The sequence below is a fragment of the Vibrio sp. 2033 genome (assembly GCF_033339735.1).
Genome location: NZ_JAWOVC010000019.1, coordinates 58,751 through 76,901, shown reverse-complemented (window position 1 = coordinate 76,901; position 18,151 = coordinate 58,751). Strand labels below are relative to the sequence as shown.

The window sequence follows — 18,151 nt, the reverse complement described above, 5'->3', positions numbered from 1 at the left end:
ATCGACTTTCGTCAACATCAGGGCATTACCCTTTAATAAGTGGCGCGTCCTGGAGGATTCGAACCTCCGACCGCCTGGTTCGTAGCCAGGTACTCTATCCAGCTGAGCTAAGGACGCGCAATTTTCGACATCGACTTTCGTCAACATCAGGGCATTACCCTTTAATAAGTGGCGCGTCCTGGAGGATTCGAACCTCCGACCGCCTGGTTCGTAGCCAGGTACTCTATCCAGCTGAGCTAAGGACGCGCAGATCTTCTTGCTAAGAAGTTGTGAAGTAAATCACATTCATTTCTTACGAAACAAAAAAAAGGCCATCGGGCCAGTCAATGAATGGCGGTGAAGGAGGGATTCGAACCCTCGATACGGGATAAACCGTATACTCCCTTAGCAGGGGAGCGCCTTCAGCCTCTCGGCCACCTCACCGTTTTCATTGTTATATCTCAAAAGAGATATGGCGCGTCCTGGAGGATTCGAACCTCCGACCGCCTGGTTCGTAGCCAGGTACTCTATCCAGCTGAGCTAAGGACGCACTTTTTGTTGATAAATCAACGTTGCAAGAATGGCGGTGAAGGAGGGATTCGAACCCTCGATACGGGATAAACCGTATACTCCCTTAGCAGGGGAGCGCCTTCAGCCTCTCGGCCACCTCACCGTCTTGCGGAGGCACATATTACGTTTTACCGAAAATATGTCAAACACTTTCTTTGAAAAAATCTACGAAACTGGCTTAACCGTTGCTGATTTAATCAAAGTGACTATTAAACGAACTTTATCACTCTATTATGATGAAAAAAAGAGAGTCTTCTCTGAAAAAAAGACATTTATTTTCAAATAACTTTCCGAAGTTCGAATCAATATTATTGATGAATTCACAGCCATACTCAACACAATAGTTTCTGCAAATTTTCAAAAACAGTAAAAACTAAAAAGGCCAACCCTTCGGTTAGCCTTTTTCATTCAAACTAAGCTCTGTAAACAGGAGCGACTTAGTAGTTACCTGAAGCAACGTTGCCATTGCCTTTTTCAGCTTGAATGCGCATGTAGATTTCTTCACGGTGAACTGAAACCTCTTTCGGAGCGTTAACGCCGATACGCACTTGGTTACCTTTAACACCTAGTACAGTTACAGTCACTTCATCACCAATCATCAGTGTTTCGCCTACGCGGCGAGTCAAAATTAGCATTCTTTGCTCCTTGAGTAATCTCTAAATTTTCTTGCTACAAAGCTATTATCCAACAAAAGTTATATTTTCGTAAACTACCTTGTTAGCGAAAATCAGCCTAAAAAGGCATGTTTTTGTTGAATGTTTAATGCTTCACTAGACGTAATGTAAGCATCATGCAGAATGTTTGCTGCTGTATCCACACATTCGGGTGCTAAAACTAGCATCATAGTGAGTGCATTCGTTGCGCTGAAATTGATCTCAATATCTCGCTTTGCCAACAAATCGCATGCGTGCTCTACCATTCCATTGGCCTCAAGCCCCACTGCGGTCAACAGGCTTACCACTTCACTATTACGGATTTTGTCGCTGAACACCAGATCGAACTTGGCACATGCATCTTGTTTTATCATGATACCTGCCCGTTCTGTTTCCTCGATCACATTCCAAATGTCGATACCCAACATCTGACATTGTTTTGTAGCACTAGATAAATGTTCTTTATCGACTTCGATTATGGCAAGGTCACGTTGAATGGCTATACCAGAGACGGCTTGATTGCCTAACTCCCCCTTTACCAGACTGCCTTCATTAACATCAAATGTCGAAAGCACGCGCAGTGGCACATTATTCTTCCATGCAAATTGCACTGAAGGTAAATGTAATACTTTCGCGCCTCGGCTTGCCATCGCTTCCATGGAAGGAAAATCGATAACCGCCAATTTTCGCGCGTTTTTCACTACACGTGGGTCACAAGTATAAATACCATCAACGTCGGTAAAGATTTGACACTCATCAGCGCGCAATGCGCCTGCCAGTGCCACTGCGCTCGTATCTGAGCCACCTCGACCTAATGTGGTGATATCCCCGTTCTCATTCACACCTTGAAAGCCTGCAACAATCACGATTTGGTCTTGCTCAAGCAATCCCAGAATTGTCTTAGTATCAATGTGTTTAATCGTTGCGTCATTGTGTTGATTATCCGTCACAATATTCGCCTGTGCTCCGGTAAGCGAGCGTGCAGCATGACCCAATTTATTGAGTGTCATTGCTAACAGTGCCATTGACACTTGCTCACCAGCAGAGAGCAAAACATCAAGTTCTCGAGCTGTAGGCACGCTATCTATCTGTTTAGCGAGGTCCATCAGTCTGTTTGTTTCGCCTGACATTGCAGACACGACAACAACAACTTGATTGCCATCATTTTTCGCCTTAATGATGTGTTCAGCAACTTGGTGGATTCTTTCAATTGAACCCACGGAGGTTCCGCCAAACTTTTGCACGATAAGGGGCTTTTTCACCAGTCTTCACCTTCCCAAGACCGAAGTCTCTTTAGAACTGCTTACATCGTCAGTATTTCCTTTTAGAAAAATTATATAAGCAGTAGTTACAACAAAAACCAAATAGCCTAAATGACTCGGTTAACTTTTGGTCAATTAAACCACTTGGCTGCTAAAAAAAATTACGCTCAATCAAAGAAACTTGATTGAGCGTAATTTTAGTAGTTAAAAGCTTATAAGCGCTCTTCTAACCAAGGCTGAACTGTTTTAATTGCCTCTGGTAGTGCGGCTACATCAGTACCACCAGCTTGAGCCATGTCAGGACGACCACCGCCCTTACCACCGACTTGCTCAGCAATCATCTTAACTAGATCACCAGCTTTTACTTTACCAGTTAGATCTTTAGTCACACCAGCAATCAGGCCAACCTTGTCACCTGTTACGTTAGCAAGCAGTACGACACCAGACCCCATTTGGTTCTTGATGTCATCAACCATAGTACGTAGGTTCTTGCTGTCAGCGCCTTCAAGAGCTGCGACTAGAACTTTTGTACCATTGACTTCAACCGCTTTGCCCATGATGTTAGCGCTTTCTGCTGCCGCCATCTTATCTTTTAGCTTCTGCACTTCTTTCTCTAGCGCTTTTGCTTTCTGTGCAGATTCTGCCAGTTTCTCTTCGTACTTCGCGTTTTGAGCTTCAATCGCGTCTAATGCAGCCTCGCCTGTTACCGCCTCAATACGTCGAATACCTGCAGCAATGCCGCTTTCTGAAGTGATTTTGAATAGGCCAATATCACCTGTGCTTGATGCGTGAATACCACCGCAAAGCTCTGTCGAGAAGTCGCCCATAGATAGTACGCGTACTTCGTCGTCGTACTTCTCGCCGAATAGAGCCATTGCGCCTTTCTTCTTAGCAGACTCAATGTCCATCACGTTGGTTTCAATCGTGTGGTTGCGACGAATTTGCGCGTTAACTAGGCGCTCAACTTCTTTCAACTCTGCTGCGGTTACGGCTTCTAGATGCGAGAAGTCGAAACGTAGGTTGTCTGCCTTCACCAATGAGCCTTTCTGCGTTACGTGCTCACCTAAAACCTGGCGTAGTGCTGCGTGTAGCAAGTGCGTTGCTGAGTGGTTTAGAGAGATAGCTGCGCGACGCTCTGCGTCAACGATAGTTGCTACTTCATCACCTTTCGCTAGAACGCCTTCTGCCATTACACCGTGGTGCGCGATTGCGTTACCTAGTTTTTGAGTGTCCTCAACGCGGAATACACCAGACTCAGTACGGATTTCACCAGCGTCACCACACTGACCGCCTGACTCTGCGTAGAATGGTGTTTCACCAAGTACGATGATTGCTTTGTCGCCCGCAGATAGCGAATCTACTTCGTTGCCTTCAACGAACATCGCTGCTACAGAACTAGAGCCTTTAGTACCTGTGTAACCACAGAATTCTGTTTGCGTATCAACTTTGATTGCTGCGTTGTAGTCAGTACCAAAGTTACCCGCTTCACGCGCACGTTGACGCTGCTCTTCCATCGCTTTCTCAAAACCTTCTTCGTCGATTGCGAACTCACGCTCACGTGCAACGTCGTTAGTTAAGTCAGCTGGGAAGCCGTAAGTGTCGTAAAGTTTAAATACGGTTTCGCCGTCCAGTACTTTACCGTCTAGGTTATCTAATGCTTCGTTTAGAATCGCCATACCGCGCTCAAGTGTACGACCAAAGTTTTCTTCTTCGATACGCAGTACTTTTTCAACCACAGCTTGTTGACGCTTCAGCTCTTCACCAGCCGTACCCATGATGTCTGCCAGTACGCCAACCAACTTGTGGAAGAATGCACCTTGTGCGCCCAGCTTGTTACCGTGACGAACTGCGCGACGGATGATACGGCGTAATACGTAACCACGACCTTCGTTTGAAGGCATAACGCCATCCACGATCAGGAATGAACATGAACGGATGTGGTCAGCGATAACGCGTAGTGATTGGTTTGATAGGTCTTCGTAACCGATCACTTCTGCTGCTGCTTTGATAAGAGCTTGGAATACATCAATTTCGTAGTTTGAGTGAACGCCCTGCATGATTGCAGAGATACGCTCGATACCCATACCAGTATCTACCGATGGTTTGGGTAGCGGTTCCATAGTGCCGTCTGCGTGACGATTGAACTGCATGAATACGTTGTTCCAGATCTCGATGAAACGGTCACCATCTTCTTCAGGCGTGCCAGGACGGCCACCCCAGATGTGCTCACCGTGATCGTAGAAGATTTCAGTACATGGACCACAGGGGCCAGTGTCGCCCATTTGCCAGAAGTTATCAGACTCGTACGGCTTGCCGCCTTCTTTATCACCAATGCGAACAATACGATCAGCGGGCACGCCAACTTTCTTGTTCCAGATGTCAAACGCTTCGTCATCGGTTTCGTAAACAGTTACCAATAAACGATCCGCTGGCAGTTTAAGAACTTCGGTTAGGAATTCCCAAGCAAAGGAGATCGCATCTTCTTTGAAGTAGTCGCCAAAGCTGAAGTTGCCTAACATTTCAAAGAATGTGTGGTGACGAGCAGTAAAGCCAACATTTTCTAGGTCGTTATGTTTACCACCAGCACGTACGCAACGCTGAGCCGTAGTCGCTCGAGTGTAGGCTCGTTTTTCTAAGCCTAAGAAACAATCTTTAAATTGGTTCATACCTGCGTTTGTGAACAGCAGGGTTGGGTCGTTATGTGGAACTAACGATGAACTTTCTACGATTTGGTGTCCTTTGCTCTCAAAGAACTTGAGGAACGCGTTACGAACCTCATCAGTGCTCATGTACATGCAGCTCTTCCTGAAAATAGTCGAGTTAGAATTTTGCCGTATTGTAGATCATGCAAACAGCTGAGACTAGTTTTCTTGAGGAAAAGAGGGAGTAGGAGAAAAAATTTGAAGCAAAACAAAAATCAGTGCGGACGACTGACCGTTAATCTTCGTCCTCAAAGCTCAGCGCGTTGCTGATTTGGTCAAAACTGTAGCCGCGATACTGCAGAAAACGAACTTGTTTTGCGTACTCTTTTTGGTCTTTGGCTTTAACACCTTTGAATTTCTTTTCTGCCGCCTGTTTAGCCAGTTCAAACCAATCTTGCGGCTCTTCAGCCATAGCTTGCTCAATCACCGATTCCGCAACACGCTTCTGGTTTAACTCTTGACGAATTCGACGCTCTCCATGTCCTTTGTATACATGCTGTCTAATTTGACTCTTCGCGTAACGTAAATCATCTAAATAGTTATGGTCTAGGCAAAAATTAATTGCGATGTCGATGTCTGATTCTTCATAGCCCTTCATCGATAATTTTTGGTAAAGCTCATACTGACCATGATCGCGACGGCTAAGCAATTGGATAGCAGCCTCTTTGCTCGATAATGTTGGCGCCTGGCGTTTTTGGTACATGATGATCCTAAAAGTATTTTTGCTGTACAGGCTCTCAATGGCCTTTGTGATAATTCGATTTTTGATTTCAATAGATACAACAAAGCCCCGCATTGCAGGGCTTTGTCATTTATTAATCTATGAGAGATTAAAACTCTTCAGCTTGCTCTGGCGCTTCAGGCGCTTCCGCAAGTGCTGGCGCTAGCAACATTTCACGAAGTTTTGTATCGATAGTTTTAGCCACTTCAGGATGCTCACGCAGGTAGTTACACGCATTCGCTTTACCTTGACCAATCTTATCGCCATTGTAGCTATACCAAGCACCGGCTTTTTCAACTAACTTGTGCTTCACACCTAGATCGACAAGTTCACCTTCGCGGTTAAAGCCTTGGCCGTACATGATTTGTGTGTTTGCTTCTTTAAATGGTGCTGCAATCTTATTCTTAACAACTTTGATGCGCGTTTCGTTACCTACGACTTCGTCACCTTCTTTGATTGCGCCAGTACGACGGATATCTAGACGAACAGAAGCGTAGAACTTAAGTGCGTTACCACCTGTTGTTGTTTCTGGGTTACCAAACATCACACCAATCTTCATACGGATTTGGTTGATGAAGATACACATACAGTTAGACTGCTTTAGGTTACCCGTTAGCTTACGCATTGCTTGAGAAAGCATACGTGCTTGCAGACCCATGTGGCTATCGCCCATTTCGCCTTCGATTTCTGCTTTCGGTGTTAGTGCTGCAACAGAGTCGACAACCATAACATCGATAGCACCAGAACGTGCAAGTGCGTCACAGATCTCTAGAGCTTGCTCACCTGTGTCTGGCTGAGAAACTAGCAATGCATCGATATCAACGCCAAGTTTCTTCGCGTATACAGGATCTAGAGCATGCTCTGCATCGATAAACGCACACGTTTTGCCTTCACGTTGCGCAGCAGCAATAAGCTCAAGCGTTAATGTTGTTTTACCTGAAGATTCTGGGCCGTAGATTTCTACGATACGACCCATTGGTAGACCACCAGCACCCAAAGCGATATCAAGAGAAAGAGAACCCGTTGAGATGGTTTCTACGTCCATTGCGCGGTTATCACCAAGGCGCATGATAGAGCCTTTACCGAATTGCTTTTCAATTTGACCTAGCGCAGCGGCGAGCGCTTTCTGTTTGTTCTCGTCCATTACTTTCTCCGATTTATTCATCTTCTTTGGGCGACGAATAGTAATTCATTTTTCTTAAGCAGAAGAACTGCTCAGCAATGAAAGTTATTATACTGTTGATTCATACAGTGTCCATACCTGTATGAAAAAAATTTGGCTGACCTAAAGTCATGATTTGCTCTAGCCCTTATCAATGCTGGGCTAAAACAAGTTAAGAAATTCTAGAGTAGATGTTGATACAATTGAGTCAGCGCGTGCTCGACCGCTTTTTTGCGAACTTCTGCACGGTCACCAGAGAAATGCATGGTTTCGACTTGCTGCCAACTTTGGTTATCAGCAAAAGCAAAGCAGACCATGCCGACTGGTTTCTCTTCACTGCCACCACCCGGCCCTGCAATACCACTGATGGACACACCGATGGTGGCATTTGAGTTTTTAATTGCACCCTGTACCATTTCAATCACAACTGGCTCACTCACTGCACCATGCGCTTCTAACGTTGAAGCTTGCACACCAAGCATCTCCATTTTCGCTTCATTACTGTAGGTGACGAACGCACGGTCAAGCCACGCTGAACTACCAGCAATGTCAGTAATGGCGGTTGCAACACCACCACCTGTGCATGATTCTGCGGTTGTTAAAACATGCCCGTGTTTAGCCAATAATGCGCCTAAATCGGCACTCAATTTTGTTGTTTTTTCCATAGCCAAAATGCCCTTTGTCTCTTTTTACTTGATAGGGATTCACGTATCCTAAGCCGCTACGGAAATAAACAAAAGAACTTACCTGTGAAAGCTGAACAAAAACACACTCCGATGATGCAGCAATACCTCAAGCTAAAGGCTGAGAACCCAGAGATTTTGCTGTTCTACCGCATGGGCGATTTCTACGAACTCTTTTACGATGATGCCAAGCGAGCTTCTCAGCTTCTTGATATTTCATTGACCAAACGTGGTGCGTCTGCAGGTGAACCTATCCCAATGGCGGGTGTGCCATTTCACGCCGTAGAGGGCTACCTGGCAAAACTTGTTCAGCTTGGTGAGTCTGTGGCGATCTGTGAACAGATTGGCGATCCGGCCACCAGCAAGGGCCCGGTAGAACGTAAAGTTGTGCGTATCGTGACACCAGGTACTGTGACGGATGAAGCGCTGCTTTCTGAGCGTGTCGATAACTTAATCGCAGCAATTTACCATCACAACGGTAAGTTCGGTTATGCGACGCTGGATGTCACCTCTGGTCGCTTCCAACTGACAGAACCAGAAACTGAAGAAGCGATGACAGCCGAGCTTCAACGCACTGCACCACGTGAGCTACTGTTCCCAGAAGATTTTGAACCTGTACATTTAATGGCGAGCCGCAATGGTAACCGTCGTCGCCCAGTCTGGGAATTTGAGCTTGATACGGCTAAGCAACAACTCAATCAACAATTTGGCACAAAAGATCTGGTTGGTTTTGGTGTAGAACATGCGTCCTTAGGGTTATGTGCTGCTGGTTGTTTGATCCAGTACGTAAAAGATACTCAACGTACGGCTTTACCTCATATTCGCTCTTTAACGTTTGATCATCAGGATCAATCCGTCATCCTTGATGCTGCTACCCGACGTAATCTGGAAATTACTCAAAATCTAGCAGGCGGAACCGATAACACGCTCGCTGCAGTACTCGACCATTGTGCTACTCCGATGGGCAGCCGAATGCTGAAGCGTTGGTTGCATCAGCCTATGCGTTGCATTGAAACGTTAAACAATCGTCTTGATGCGATTGGTGAGATTAAAGAACAAGCTCTGTTTGCCGATCTTCAACCAACGTTAAAGCAAATTGGTGATATTGAACGTATCTTAGCGCGCCTTGCATTACGCTCTGCTCGCCCTCGCGATATGGCTAGACTTCGCAATGCCATGCAACAGCTACCAGAGCTAGAATCTGTCACCGCTTCTTTGACCCATCCGTACCTAACGAAATTGGCGAAGTATGCAGCTCCGATTGACGAAGTATGTGACCTGTTAGAGCGCGCGATTAAAGAAAATCCGCCGGTTGTTATTCGTGATGGTGGCGTCATCGCTGAAGGCTACAATGCGGAGCTCGATGAATGGCGAAAATTGGCAGATGGTGCAACAGAATACCTTGAGCAGCTTGAGCGAGATGAGCGTGAACGACACGGTATCGATACGCTTAAAGTAGGCTATAACAACGTTCATGGCTTCTTTATCCAAGTAAGCCGTGGCCAGAGCCATTTGGTTCCACCGCATTATGTACGTCGCCAAACACTCAAAAACGCTGAACGCTACATCATTCCAGAGCTTAAGGAACACGAAGACAAAGTACTTAACTCGAAATCTAAAGCGTTAGCACTTGAGAAACAGTTGTGGGAAGAACTGTTTGATCTATTGATGCCAAACCTTGAGAAGCTGCAAAACCTAGCTTCTGCTCTGTCTCAACTGGATGTATTACAAAACCTAGCAGAGCGTGCAGATTCGTTAGATTACTGCCGCCCAACGCTTGTGAAAGACGCAGGAATTCACATTCAAGCTGGTCGTCATCCAGTCGTAGAACAAGTAACAACAGAGCCGTTCATCGCGAACCCAATTGAGCTTAACCCAGCCCGTAAGATGTTGATCATCACCGGTCCAAACATGGGTGGTAAATCAACCTACATGCGTCAAACTGCGCTGATTGCATTGATGGCACATATCGGCTCTTATGTACCGGCAGAATCCGCACAGATTGGTTCTTTAGATCGTATATTTACTCGTATTGGTGCGTCAGATGATCTTGCATCTGGCCGCTCGACCTTCATGGTAGAAATGACCGAAACAGCCAATATTCTTCACAACGCAACTAAGAATAGTTTGGTGCTAATGGATGAAATCGGACGTGGTACTAGTACTTACGACGGTCTGTCTTTAGCTTGGGCAAGTGCGGAATGGCTCGCAACACAAATTGGTGCGATGACCCTATTTGCAACTCACTACTTCGAATTAACAGAGTTACCGAACCAACTGCCAAGCTTAGCGAACGTTCACTTGGATGCCGTAGAACATGGAGACAGCATTGCCTTTATGCACGCAGTTCAAGAAGGTGCGGCAAGTAAGTCTTACGGCTTGGCTGTTGCGGGCTTAGCTGGCGTACCAAAAACGGTCATCAAAAATGCGCGTAACAAGCTATCTCAGCTAGAGCAACTGGGGCAAAACAGTGACACACCGCGTCCAAGTGCAGTAGATGTGGCCAACCAGTTGAGCCTGATTCCAGAGCCTAGCGAGGTCGAACAAGCTCTGTCAGGTATTGATCCTGACGACTTAACGCCACGCCAAGCTCTTGAAGAGCTGTATCGCTTGAAGAAGATGCTGTAAACAGACTCACACCGACGAGCAAAAAAGAAAAAAGGCTATGGGGAACCATAGCCTTTTGTGTATCTAGTGAAATACGGATTACTTAATCGTCTTCTACGTTAAACAAGTTTTCCATATTCAAACCTTGTTTGATTAGGACTTCACGAAGACGACGTAAACCTTCCACTTGTATTTGACGTACTCGCTCACGTGTCAGACCAATCTCTCGACCAACTTCTTCCAGCGTCGAAGGCTCGTAGCCTAGTAGGCCGAAGCGACGTGCAAGCACTTCTTTCTGTTTCGGATTCAACTCTTCTAACCAATGAATCAACGATGATTTGATGTCGTCATCTTGAGTCGAAACTTCTGGATCAGAGTTGTTTGCATCAGGAATAATATCCAGCAGCGCTTTCTCACCGTCACCACCGATTGGCGTGTCGACAGAGCTAATACGCTCATTAAGGCGTAACATTTTGCTTACGTCTTCGACTGGAATATCTAATTGAGCAGCAATTTCTTCTGCGGTCGGTTCGTGATCGAGCTTTTGAGAAAGTTCACGCGCAGTACGCAGATAAATGTTCAGCTCTTTCACTACGTGGATAGGTAGACGGATCGTGCGAGTTTGGTTCATCAACGCTCGCTCTATCGTTTGTCGGATCCACCATGTTGCGTAAGTAGAGAAACGGAAACCACGTTCTGGGTCGAATTTTTCGACCGCTCGGATCAAGCCGAGGTTACCTTCTTCAATCAGATCGAGTAGTGCTAGACCACGGTTACTGTATCGACGAGAAATCTTAACAACCAAACGTAGGTTACTTTCGATCATACGTTTGCGTGCCGCTTCGTCGCCACGTAGGGCGCGTCTTGCGTAAAGCACTTCTTCTTCGGCAGTAAGTAAAGGTGAGAAGCCAATTTCGCCCAAATACAACTGAGTTGCATCTAAGCTTTTACTGCTCGCGTCAAATTCTTCACGCGCAGTCGCTTTGCTTTCTGTGGATGATGATCTTTCGAGTTCGTTATCAATGGTCTTCACTGACGCATTGTCAAATGCAAACTCTTCAACTTTGGTTACTGTGTTGCTGATACTCATAACGCCTCCCCCTGGCGAGTTAGCAAGACATGACAACTCAATATGTCGCTAAATGATGTCGCAAGTTGTTTTTCAAAGTTTTAAGGCAAATAGCGCTTTGGATTCACTGATTTACCTTGATAGCGAATTTCAAAGTGTAGTTTGACCGACTTTGCACCTGAACTACCCATGGTGGCGATTTTTTGTCCGCTTTTTACGCTTTGTCCTTCTGTGACCAGCAGTTTGTCATTGTGTGCGTATGCGCTTAAATAATTGTCGTTATGCTTTACTATAATTAAGTTGCCATAACCTCGTAGCGCATTGCCTGAATAAACGACTGTGCCGGCTGCGGTTGAAACGATAGGTTGACCACGCTGTCCTGCGATGTCGATACCTTTATTTCCCTGTTCTCCCGCCGAAAAGTTCTTGATTACTCTCCCTTTTGTTGGCCACAACCACTTTGAGACTTTATCACTCTTTGCTGTGGTAGTTGGCGCTTTTTGCTTCACTTTTTGGTTATCTTTTGAACCAACATACTCCTTTGTTTTCGATTGTTCAACCTTCTTTGGAGGCTGTTTTTGTACGACTTTAGGCTTAGTCTCTGTAGGTTTTTGACTAGAGTTTTTACTCGAAGGTTTAGGTTTAGAGGCTGTTGATGTTTTCGTCACTGGAGCTGGGGGGGTCGTAACAACAGGAGCCACAACGGGTTCAACTTTTTGACCATATTTAGGGGCGACATATTTCGGAGCCCAAAGTTTTAGCCTCTGTCCTGGGTAGATAGTGTAAGGCTGAGTTAACTCATTGTAACGAACAAGATCATTTACATCTTTATCTGTGACATAAGCTATGAAGTAAAGCGTATCGCCTTTTTTTACCTCATAATAACTCCCTCTGTAACTCCCTCTTTCAAGGCTTGAATAGTCTTTTTTTAGGCTAGAGACAGGTGCAGGGGAATGCGCTGCACAACCAACTAGTCCTGCAGCAAACACAAAGCTAATACCAATATGACGTAGTAACTTATTCACCTATCCCTAACCCTTAAGCTAAATCACCCGCAACCAGAGGTACGAACCGAACCATTTCTACAACGGTAGAGAGATATTCGTCTCCCTTACGCTCTATTTTTAATAACTGTTGCTCCGTATCTCCAACAGGAATGACCATTTTGCCGCCATCTCTTAATTGTGAGAGAAGAGCTTGGGGAATCACTTTAGCGGCAGCGGTAACAATGATAGCATCGAAAGGACCTCGCGCTTCCCAGCCCTGCCACCCATCAGCATGCTTAGTTGAAACATTGTAGATATCCAATTGCTTCAGGCGACGCTTTGCTTCCCATTGCAACGATTTAATTCGCTCAACGGAGTATACATGATCAACAATTTGCGCCAGTACCGCGGTTTGATAACCCGATCCCGTTCCGATTTCCAGAACACGACTCGCCGGCTCTAGCTCAAGCAACTCGGTCATACGAGCAACGATATAAGGCTGAGAAATAGTTTGTCCCTGACCAATTGGTAACGCATTGTTATCATAGGCTTGGTGCATCATCGCTTGAGAAACAAAGCTTTCTCGTGGCAAGCGTTGGATAGCATCCAGAACTCTTTGGTCTTTGATGCCACTGGAGATAAGAAACGCTATCAACCTGTCAGCATGTGGGTTACTCATTACTTCTCTTCCTTTAACCAACTATCCATAGCACGCAGCGACTCGTGAGCGGTGAGATCAACTTGCAGAGGCGTCATTGAAACTCGGCCATGCTCAATTGCATAAAAGTCCGTGCCCTCTCCTGCATCTTGCTCCTTTCCTGGTGGCCCTAACCAATAAATGTCATGGCCTCTCGGATCTTTCTGCTTGATCATATTCTCTGCGTGATGACGTGCACCTAAACGCGTAACTTCAATTTCACCTAAATTCTCTGATGGTAAGTCAGGCACGTTTACGTTCAGTAGACGATTCGTTGGAATCGGCGACGCTAAATGCTGTTGTACAATTTGACGTGCAATTTTAGCGGCGGATTCGAAATGTCGCTTACCCACTAGTGAAAAAGCCACCGACTGAACGCCAAGGAAATGACCTTCCATGGCGGCTGCTACTGTTCCAGAATAAAGAACATCATCACCCAAATTAGCGCCATGGTTGATTCCTGACAGAACAAGATCAGGCAAATCATCTTTCATTAGCTCATTCAGCGCGAAATGCACACAATCCGTGGGCGTGCCTTGCACTGAGTAGATATTTGGGGCAATTTCAGTCACGCGTAATGGTTGTTCTAATGTGAGTGAATTCGAAGCACCTGAACGATTTCGATCAGGTGCGACAATGGTCACTTCGGCGATATCTCTCAACTCATCAGCGAGGGCATGAATCCCTTGTGCATGAACACCATCATCATTGCTGATTAAGACTCTTAAGGGCTTCGGGTTTCGTGAATCCTGTTCCATTAGTATTCTCTTTCTACTTCAACCTCATTAACTAACTCACGAACAATAGAGGTCGCAAAAGATCCCGCATCCAGTGAGAAAGTCAGCGTAATGTTGTTACCTTCAACCGTCCAAGCTAAATCTTTTGGCTTCAGCGCAATATCGCGACGATCGTGGCGCATGCGATTACCACGAATCAGCGCCATGAGGTAAGGCTCTTCGTCTAAAAATGGTTGCTCTAATGCCATAGCCTCGGCTTGAGTAGGCAGTGCATTATCGCCAGCAAGCGCAGCGGTAATTGCCGCTTCACCTTGTGCAAATTGTACTTGTAAATCAGTGATGTTGTTTGCATCAATCAACTGAGTGCCAGAATTCGTCTGTGCAATGTCACCATCAATGAACTTATCAAACACACCATTCTCTAGACGAGCTGAAACGATGCGGTTGAAAATCCACGAACGAGCCGCTGATAAATACATGCTTCGCTTGTTTTGATTGCGGGTACGGACGTTTTCGCGTCCCCATCGACGTGCTTCTTCAAGGTTGTTGCCATCGTTACCAAAACGCTGACTACCAAAGTAGTTTGGCACGCCAACTTGTTTCACTTTTTCAAGACGTTGCTCTACATCCGCTATATCTGTCACTTCAGACAAAGTAACCACGAACTCGTTCCCTACTAGGTCACCAGGACGCAGTTTTTTATTGTGACGATCTGTTGCAAGGATTTCGATACTTGGGTATTGAGCCAAAAACGCTGAAAAATCTGGCGTTTCACCTTTTGGTAAATGGACACTTAACCACTGTTCCGTCACCGCATGACGGTCTTTAAGACCCGCCCAGCTAACGTCTTTCGACTTAACACCACAGGCTTTTGCTAACTCGTTAGCAACGAAGCTGGTGTTCTCGCCCGTTTTACGGATACGAACCATTAAGTGCTCGCCTTCGCCCGTAAAGGCAAAACCTAAATCTTCGCGAACCTGAAAATGCTCTGGCTGCGCTTTAATTTTTGCCGATGCAACTGGCTTACCCGTTAGGTAAGCCAATGAAGATAAAATGTCTGACATGATGTGTTTCCGCTGATATCACAGCTTAGAGGAGCAAATTGCTAGTTATTGCTTAAACAGAAGTACAACGGCTTCCGTTGCAATGCCTTCTTTGCGTCCAGTAAAACCGAGACGTTCTGTCGTCGTCGCTTTTACGTTAATGTTACTAATGTCGGTTTCTAGGTCTTCGGCTATCGCCGCACACATTGCGTCAATGTGTGGTGCCATTTTAGGCGCTTGTGCCATGATGGTTACATCAGCATTGCCAAGACGGTAGCCTTGCTCTTTAACTCGACGGTAAACGTCTTTCAGTAATTCACGACTGTTTGCGCCTTTCCATTTATCATCCGTATCTGGGAAATGACGACCAATATCGCCGGCAGCAATCGCGCCCAGCAGAGCATCCGTTAACGCATGCAACGCTACATCGCCATCTGAGTGAGCAATCAAACCTTGCTCATAAGGGATTGCTACACCACCAATAATGACTGGGCCTTCACCACCGAATTTATGTACATCGAAACCATGACCAATTCGAATCATTTTCTATCCTTTCTTTATTCGCCGCGCTCACGGCTTAGATAAAACTCGGCTAACGCAAGATCTTCTGGCTGAGTGATTTTTATATTGTTCGCATTCCCTTGAACTAAGGCTGGCTTCTCGCCTAACCATTCCAAAGCCGAGGCTTCATCGGTAATGGTTACACCCTGTTCTAATGCGTCAGCCAGTGCTTGAGTAAGCTGCTGAGTTTTAAACATTTGTGGAGTAAGTGCATGCCACAATGCTTCTCTATCTACCGTATGATCGATATCTTGTACTGCGTTTGCTCGCTTCATTGTATCTCTCACAGGAGATGCGAGAATGCCACCCGTTGAGTGGGCGCAGCAAACATCAATCAAACGGTCAATGTCGGATGTTAATACACATGGCCTCGCAGCGTCGTGGACTAATACCCACTCGCTTTCCAGATGCTCATTGACATAGTTTAGCCCTGATAACACAGAGTCTGCTCTTTCTTTACCACCAGCTACACGAATCACATCTGGGTGCTTAGCAATGGACAATTCTGGGTAATATGGGTCGCCGTCAGTAATGGCAACGACAACCTTAGAAATATTTGGGTGGGAAAGCAGTTTCTCTACGGTATGTTCCAGTACCGCTTTACCTTCGATCAATAAATATTGCTTAGGGCGATCTGCCTTCATTCTGCTACCCACACCCGCAGCTGGCACAATTGCGATATGCGATGAGTTCATATCCAACATTTTAATGGTTTTCCTCACCTATAATGCGGTAAAAAGTCTCGCCATCTTTAACTAAACCGAGCTCATGACGCGCACGTTCTTCAATCGCATCAAGACCTTGCCTTAAGTCATCAATCTCAGCGAACATTTCATTGTTGCGAGCTTGTAGCTTGCTGTTCACTTGTTGCTGAACTTCAATTTCATCTTTTACTGTGTAGTAGTCAGACACTCCGTTTTTACCAAACCATAGAGTGTATTGAAGCAAGCCAAACAGTAGCGTAAGGGCTATAACAAAGATTCGCATATCGCTGCTAACATTCTGTACCGGAAGGAATTAGATAAGGTGACATATATAGCATAAATGCGAGGTTGCCTCTAGGGGAGAAAGGGAGACTCACACGCTCCTTACAAGAAATAAGCAGCAAAATGAAACAAGCTCATAGGAAGCGCTCCTTACCCATGACCAAAGTAAGAGCCAAAAATACAAACCTATAAATACAAAAAACCGCCGTAGCGATGGTTTCAAAAAGCTATTTAGCGAAACTTTACTCAATAAGAATTAAGCTTGATCTTTAACTTCTTTGAGACCGCTTACTTGAAACATGGAGGAGTGCGCTTCCGTTATATAAAAAAACACCCCGCCAAGGCAGGGTGTTTTGAAAGCTTTAAGTTAAGCTGCTAATTCAGTGAAGAATTAAGCTTGACCTTTAACTTCTTTAAGACCGTTGAAAGGAGCGCGCTCACCTAGAGCTTCCTCGATACGGATTAGCTGGTTGTACTTAGCAACACGGTCAGAACGGCTCATAGAACCAGTTTTGATTTGACCTGCTGCTGTACCTACCGCTAGGTCAGCGATAGTTGCATCTTCAGTTTCGCCAGAACGGTGAGAGATTACTGCTGTGTAACCTGCGTCTTTAGCCATCTTGATTGCAGCTAGAGTCTCAGTTAGAGAACCGATTTGGTTGAACTTGATAAGGATAGAGTTAGCTACGCCTTTCTCGATACCTTCAGCAAGGATCTTAGTGTTAGTAACGAATAGATCGTCACCTACTAGTTGAAGCTTGTCACCTAGTAGTTCAGTTTGGTGCTTGAAGCCATCCCAGTCAGACTCGTCTAGACCGTCTTCGATAGAAACGATTGGGAATTGGTTAGCTAGCTCAGCTAGGTAGTGGTTGAACTCTTCAGAAGTGAAAGTTTTACCTTCGCCTTTCATGTTGTAGATGCCAGCTTCTTTGTCGAAGAACTCAGATGCAGCACAGTCCATAGCTAGAGTAACGTCTTTACCTAGTTCGTAACCAGCAGCTGCAACAGCTTCTGCGATAACTTCTAGAGCTTCAGCGTTAGATTTAAGGTTAGGAGCGAAACCACCTTCATCACCAACTGCAGTGCTGTAGCCTTTAGACTTAAGAACTTTAGCTAGGTTGTGGAATACTTCTGCACCGATACGTAGACCTTCTTTAAGAGTCTTAGCGCCAACTGGTTGGATCATGAACTCTTGGATGTCAACGTTGTTGTCTGCGTGCTCGCCACCGTTGATGATGTTCATCATTGGTAGAGGCATAGAGAACTGACCTGCAGTGCCGTTTAGCTCAGCGATGTGCTCGTATAGAGGCATGCCTTTCGCAGCAGCAGCAGCTTTAGCGTTTGCTAGAGAAACAGCTAGGATAGCGTTAGCACCGAATTTAGATTTGTTTTCAGTGCCGTCTAGTTCGATCATTACTGCGTCGATTGCAGCTTGGTCTTTAGCGTCTTTGCCAACTAGAGCTTCAGCGATTGGGCCGTTTACAGCTTCAACTGCTTTAAGAACACCTTTACCTAGGAAACGTGCTTTGTCACCGTCACGTAGCTCAAGAGCTTCGCGAGAACCAGTAGATGCGCCAGATGGAGCTGCCGCCATACCTACGAAACCGCCTTCTAGGTGTACTTCAGCTTCTACAGTTGGGTTACCACGTGAGTCGATGATTTCACGACCTAGAACTTTAACGATCTTAGACATTAATGTTTCCTCTCGTTTCAAATATAAATGTCAATCTTAA

At 45.6% G+C, this 18,151-nt stretch carries 16 protein-coding genes and 5 tRNA genes; 1 reads left to right on the top strand and 20 read right to left on the bottom strand.

Translation table 11 applies throughout. From position 1 onward, the window contains the following. Positions 1-40: 40 nt before the first annotated feature. From R7P74_RS20245 to pncC, 11 genes are all read right to left on the bottom strand, one after another. A tRNA-Arg gene (locus R7P74_RS20245) sits at positions 41-117 on the bottom strand. A gap of 52 nt (positions 118-169) precedes the next feature. Further along, positions 170-246 (bottom strand) — tRNA-Arg (locus R7P74_RS20240). 85 nt (positions 247-331) lie between these two features. Further along, positions 332-423: transfer RNA gene (locus R7P74_RS20235), tRNA-Ser, on the bottom strand. 29 nt (positions 424-452) lie between these two features. Continuing rightward, positions 453-529 (bottom strand) — tRNA-Arg (locus R7P74_RS20230). Positions 530-560: 31 nt separating this feature from the next. Next, positions 561-652: transfer RNA gene (locus R7P74_RS20225), tRNA-Ser, on the bottom strand. 334 nt (positions 653-986) lie between these two features. Next, a complete protein-coding gene (csrA, locus tag R7P74_RS20220; RefSeq protein ID WP_004415691.1) occupies positions 987-1,184 on the bottom strand; it encodes a carbon storage regulator CsrA in 198 nt (65 codons plus the stop codon). 92 nt (positions 1,185-1,276) lie between these two features. Next, positions 1,277-2,464 (bottom strand): aspartate kinase, encoded by a 1,188-nt coding sequence (locus R7P74_RS20215; RefSeq protein ID WP_005383803.1) that lies wholly within the window; start codon positions 2,462-2,464, stop codon positions 1,277-1,279. A gap of 212 nt (positions 2,465-2,676) precedes the next feature. Then, positions 2,677-5,259: an alanine--tRNA ligase gene (gene alaS / locus R7P74_RS20210; protein WP_005380872.1), complete on the bottom strand. Its 2,583-nt coding sequence runs from the start codon at positions 5,257-5,259 to the stop codon at positions 2,677-2,679. Between the two features lie 142 nt (positions 5,260-5,401). Continuing rightward, positions 5,402-5,869, bottom strand: coding sequence for a recombination regulator RecX (gene recX, locus R7P74_RS20205; protein WP_171343188.1), 468 nt, complete (start codon positions 5,867-5,869; stop codon positions 5,402-5,404). Positions 5,870-5,996: 127 nt separating this feature from the next. Continuing rightward, positions 5,997-7,031 (bottom strand): recombinase RecA, encoded by a 1,035-nt coding sequence (gene recA / locus R7P74_RS20200; protein ID WP_171343187.1) that lies wholly within the window; start codon positions 7,029-7,031, stop codon positions 5,997-5,999. Positions 7,032-7,231: 200 nt separating this feature from the next. Then, on the bottom strand, positions 7,232-7,714 hold the full coding sequence (gene pncC, locus R7P74_RS20195; RefSeq protein ID WP_005383794.1) for a nicotinamide-nucleotide amidase: 483 nt from the start codon (positions 7,712-7,714) through the stop codon (positions 7,232-7,234). A gap of 84 nt (positions 7,715-7,798) precedes the next feature. Here pncC and mutS point away from each other — a divergent pair, with 84 nt between their 5' ends. Continuing rightward, positions 7,799-10,360 carry a DNA mismatch repair protein MutS gene (gene mutS / locus R7P74_RS20190; RefSeq protein ID WP_017633545.1) on the top strand — a complete coding sequence of 854 codons (2,562 nt, stop codon included), beginning with the start codon at positions 7,799-7,801 and terminating at the stop codon, positions 10,358-10,360. Positions 10,361-10,442: 82 nt separating this feature from the next. Here mutS and rpoS read toward each other — a convergent pair whose 3' ends face one another. The 9 genes from rpoS to eno form a co-directional block, all read right to left on the bottom strand. Further along, positions 10,443-11,429, bottom strand: a complete 987-nt coding sequence (gene rpoS / locus R7P74_RS20185; RefSeq protein ID WP_005380887.1) for an RNA polymerase sigma factor RpoS — start codon at positions 11,427-11,429, stop codon at positions 10,443-10,445. An 80-nt stretch (positions 11,430-11,509) separates the two neighbouring features. Continuing rightward, on the bottom strand, positions 11,510-12,433 hold the full coding sequence (locus R7P74_RS20180) for a peptidoglycan DD-metalloendopeptidase family protein (protein ID WP_017633546.1): 924 nt from the start codon (positions 12,431-12,433) through the stop codon (positions 11,510-11,512). Between the two features lie 13 nt (positions 12,434-12,446). Beyond that, positions 12,447-13,073, bottom strand: a complete 627-nt coding sequence (locus R7P74_RS20175) for a protein-L-isoaspartate(D-aspartate) O-methyltransferase (protein WP_225474073.1) — start codon at positions 13,071-13,073, stop codon at positions 12,447-12,449. After that, a complete protein-coding gene (gene surE / locus R7P74_RS20170) occupies positions 13,073-13,849 on the bottom strand; it encodes a 5'/3'-nucleotidase SurE (protein ID WP_005380894.1) in 777 nt (258 codons plus the stop codon). Before surE ends, R7P74_RS20175 begins: the two co-directional genes overlap by 1 nt. Further along, positions 13,849-14,892 (bottom strand): tRNA pseudouridine(13) synthase TruD, encoded by a 1,044-nt coding sequence (truD, locus tag R7P74_RS20165; RefSeq protein ID WP_318123128.1) that lies wholly within the window; start codon positions 14,890-14,892, stop codon positions 13,849-13,851. The genes surE and truD overlap by 1 nt, the downstream gene beginning before the upstream one ends. 45 nt (positions 14,893-14,937) lie before the next feature. After that, complete coding sequence (gene ispF, locus R7P74_RS20160; RefSeq protein WP_005380896.1) at positions 14,938-15,414, bottom strand: 2-C-methyl-D-erythritol 2,4-cyclodiphosphate synthase; 477 nt, start codon at positions 15,412-15,414, stop codon at positions 14,938-14,940. Positions 15,415-15,428: 14 nt separating this feature from the next. Further along, on the bottom strand, positions 15,429-16,136 hold the full coding sequence (gene ispD, locus R7P74_RS20155) for a 2-C-methyl-D-erythritol 4-phosphate cytidylyltransferase (RefSeq protein ID WP_017821625.1): 708 nt from the start codon (positions 16,134-16,136) through the stop codon (positions 15,429-15,431). Position 16,137: 1 nt separating this feature from the next. Beyond that, a complete protein-coding gene (gene ftsB / locus R7P74_RS20150; RefSeq protein ID WP_005380907.1) occupies positions 16,138-16,419 on the bottom strand; it encodes a cell division protein FtsB in 282 nt (93 codons plus the stop codon). 390 nt (positions 16,420-16,809) lie between these two features. Next, a complete protein-coding gene (eno, locus tag R7P74_RS20145) occupies positions 16,810-18,111 on the bottom strand; it encodes a phosphopyruvate hydratase (RefSeq protein WP_005383785.1) in 1,302 nt (433 codons plus the stop codon). Positions 18,112-18,151: the final 40 nt, after the last annotated feature.

What these genes read in the sequence shown, in the direction of transcription:
- ftsB (WP_005380907.1), bottom strand. Translation starts at nt 16,419, where the DNA reads ATGCGAATCTTTGTTATAGCCCTTACGCTACTGTTTGGCTTGCTTCAA.
- rpoS (WP_005380887.1), bottom strand. Translation starts at nt 11,429, where the DNA reads ATGAGTATCAGCAACACAGTAACCAAAGTTGAAGAGTTTGCATTTGAC.
- csrA (WP_004415691.1), bottom strand. Translation starts at nt 1,184, where the DNA reads ATGCTAATTTTGACTCGCCGCGTAGGCGAAACACTGATGATTGGTGAT.
- ispD (WP_017821625.1), bottom strand. Translation starts at nt 16,136, where the DNA reads ATGTTGGATATGAACTCATCGCATATCGCAATTGTGCCAGCTGCGGGT.
- pncC (WP_005383794.1), bottom strand. Translation starts at nt 7,714, where the DNA reads ATGGAAAAAACAACAAAATTGAGTGCCGATTTAGGCGCATTATTGGCT.
- R7P74_RS20175 (WP_225474073.1), bottom strand. Translation starts at nt 13,073, where the DNA reads ATGAGTAACCCACATGCTGACAGGTTGATAGCGTTTCTTATCTCCAGT.
- recA (WP_171343187.1), bottom strand. Translation starts at nt 7,031, where the DNA reads ATGGACGAGAACAAACAGAAAGCGCTCGCCGCTGCGCTAGGTCAAATT.
- recX (WP_171343188.1), bottom strand. Translation starts at nt 5,869, where the DNA reads ATGTACCAAAAACGCCAGGCGCCAACATTATCGAGCAAAGAGGCTGCT.
- alaS (WP_005380872.1), bottom strand. Translation starts at nt 5,259, where the DNA reads ATGTACATGAGCACTGATGAGGTTCGTAACGCGTTCCTCAAGTTCTTT.
- truD (WP_318123128.1), bottom strand. Translation starts at nt 14,892, where the DNA reads ATGTCAGACATTTTATCTTCATTGGCTTACCTAACGGGTAAGCCAGTT.
- surE (WP_005380894.1), bottom strand. Translation starts at nt 13,849, where the DNA reads ATGGAACAGGATTCACGAAACCCGAAGCCCTTAAGAGTCTTAATCAGC.
- ispF (WP_005380896.1), bottom strand. Translation starts at nt 15,414, where the DNA reads ATGATTCGAATTGGTCATGGTTTCGATGTACATAAATTCGGTGGTGAA.
- eno (WP_005383785.1), bottom strand. Translation starts at nt 18,111, where the DNA reads ATGTCTAAGATCGTTAAAGTTCTAGGTCGTGAAATCATCGACTCACGT.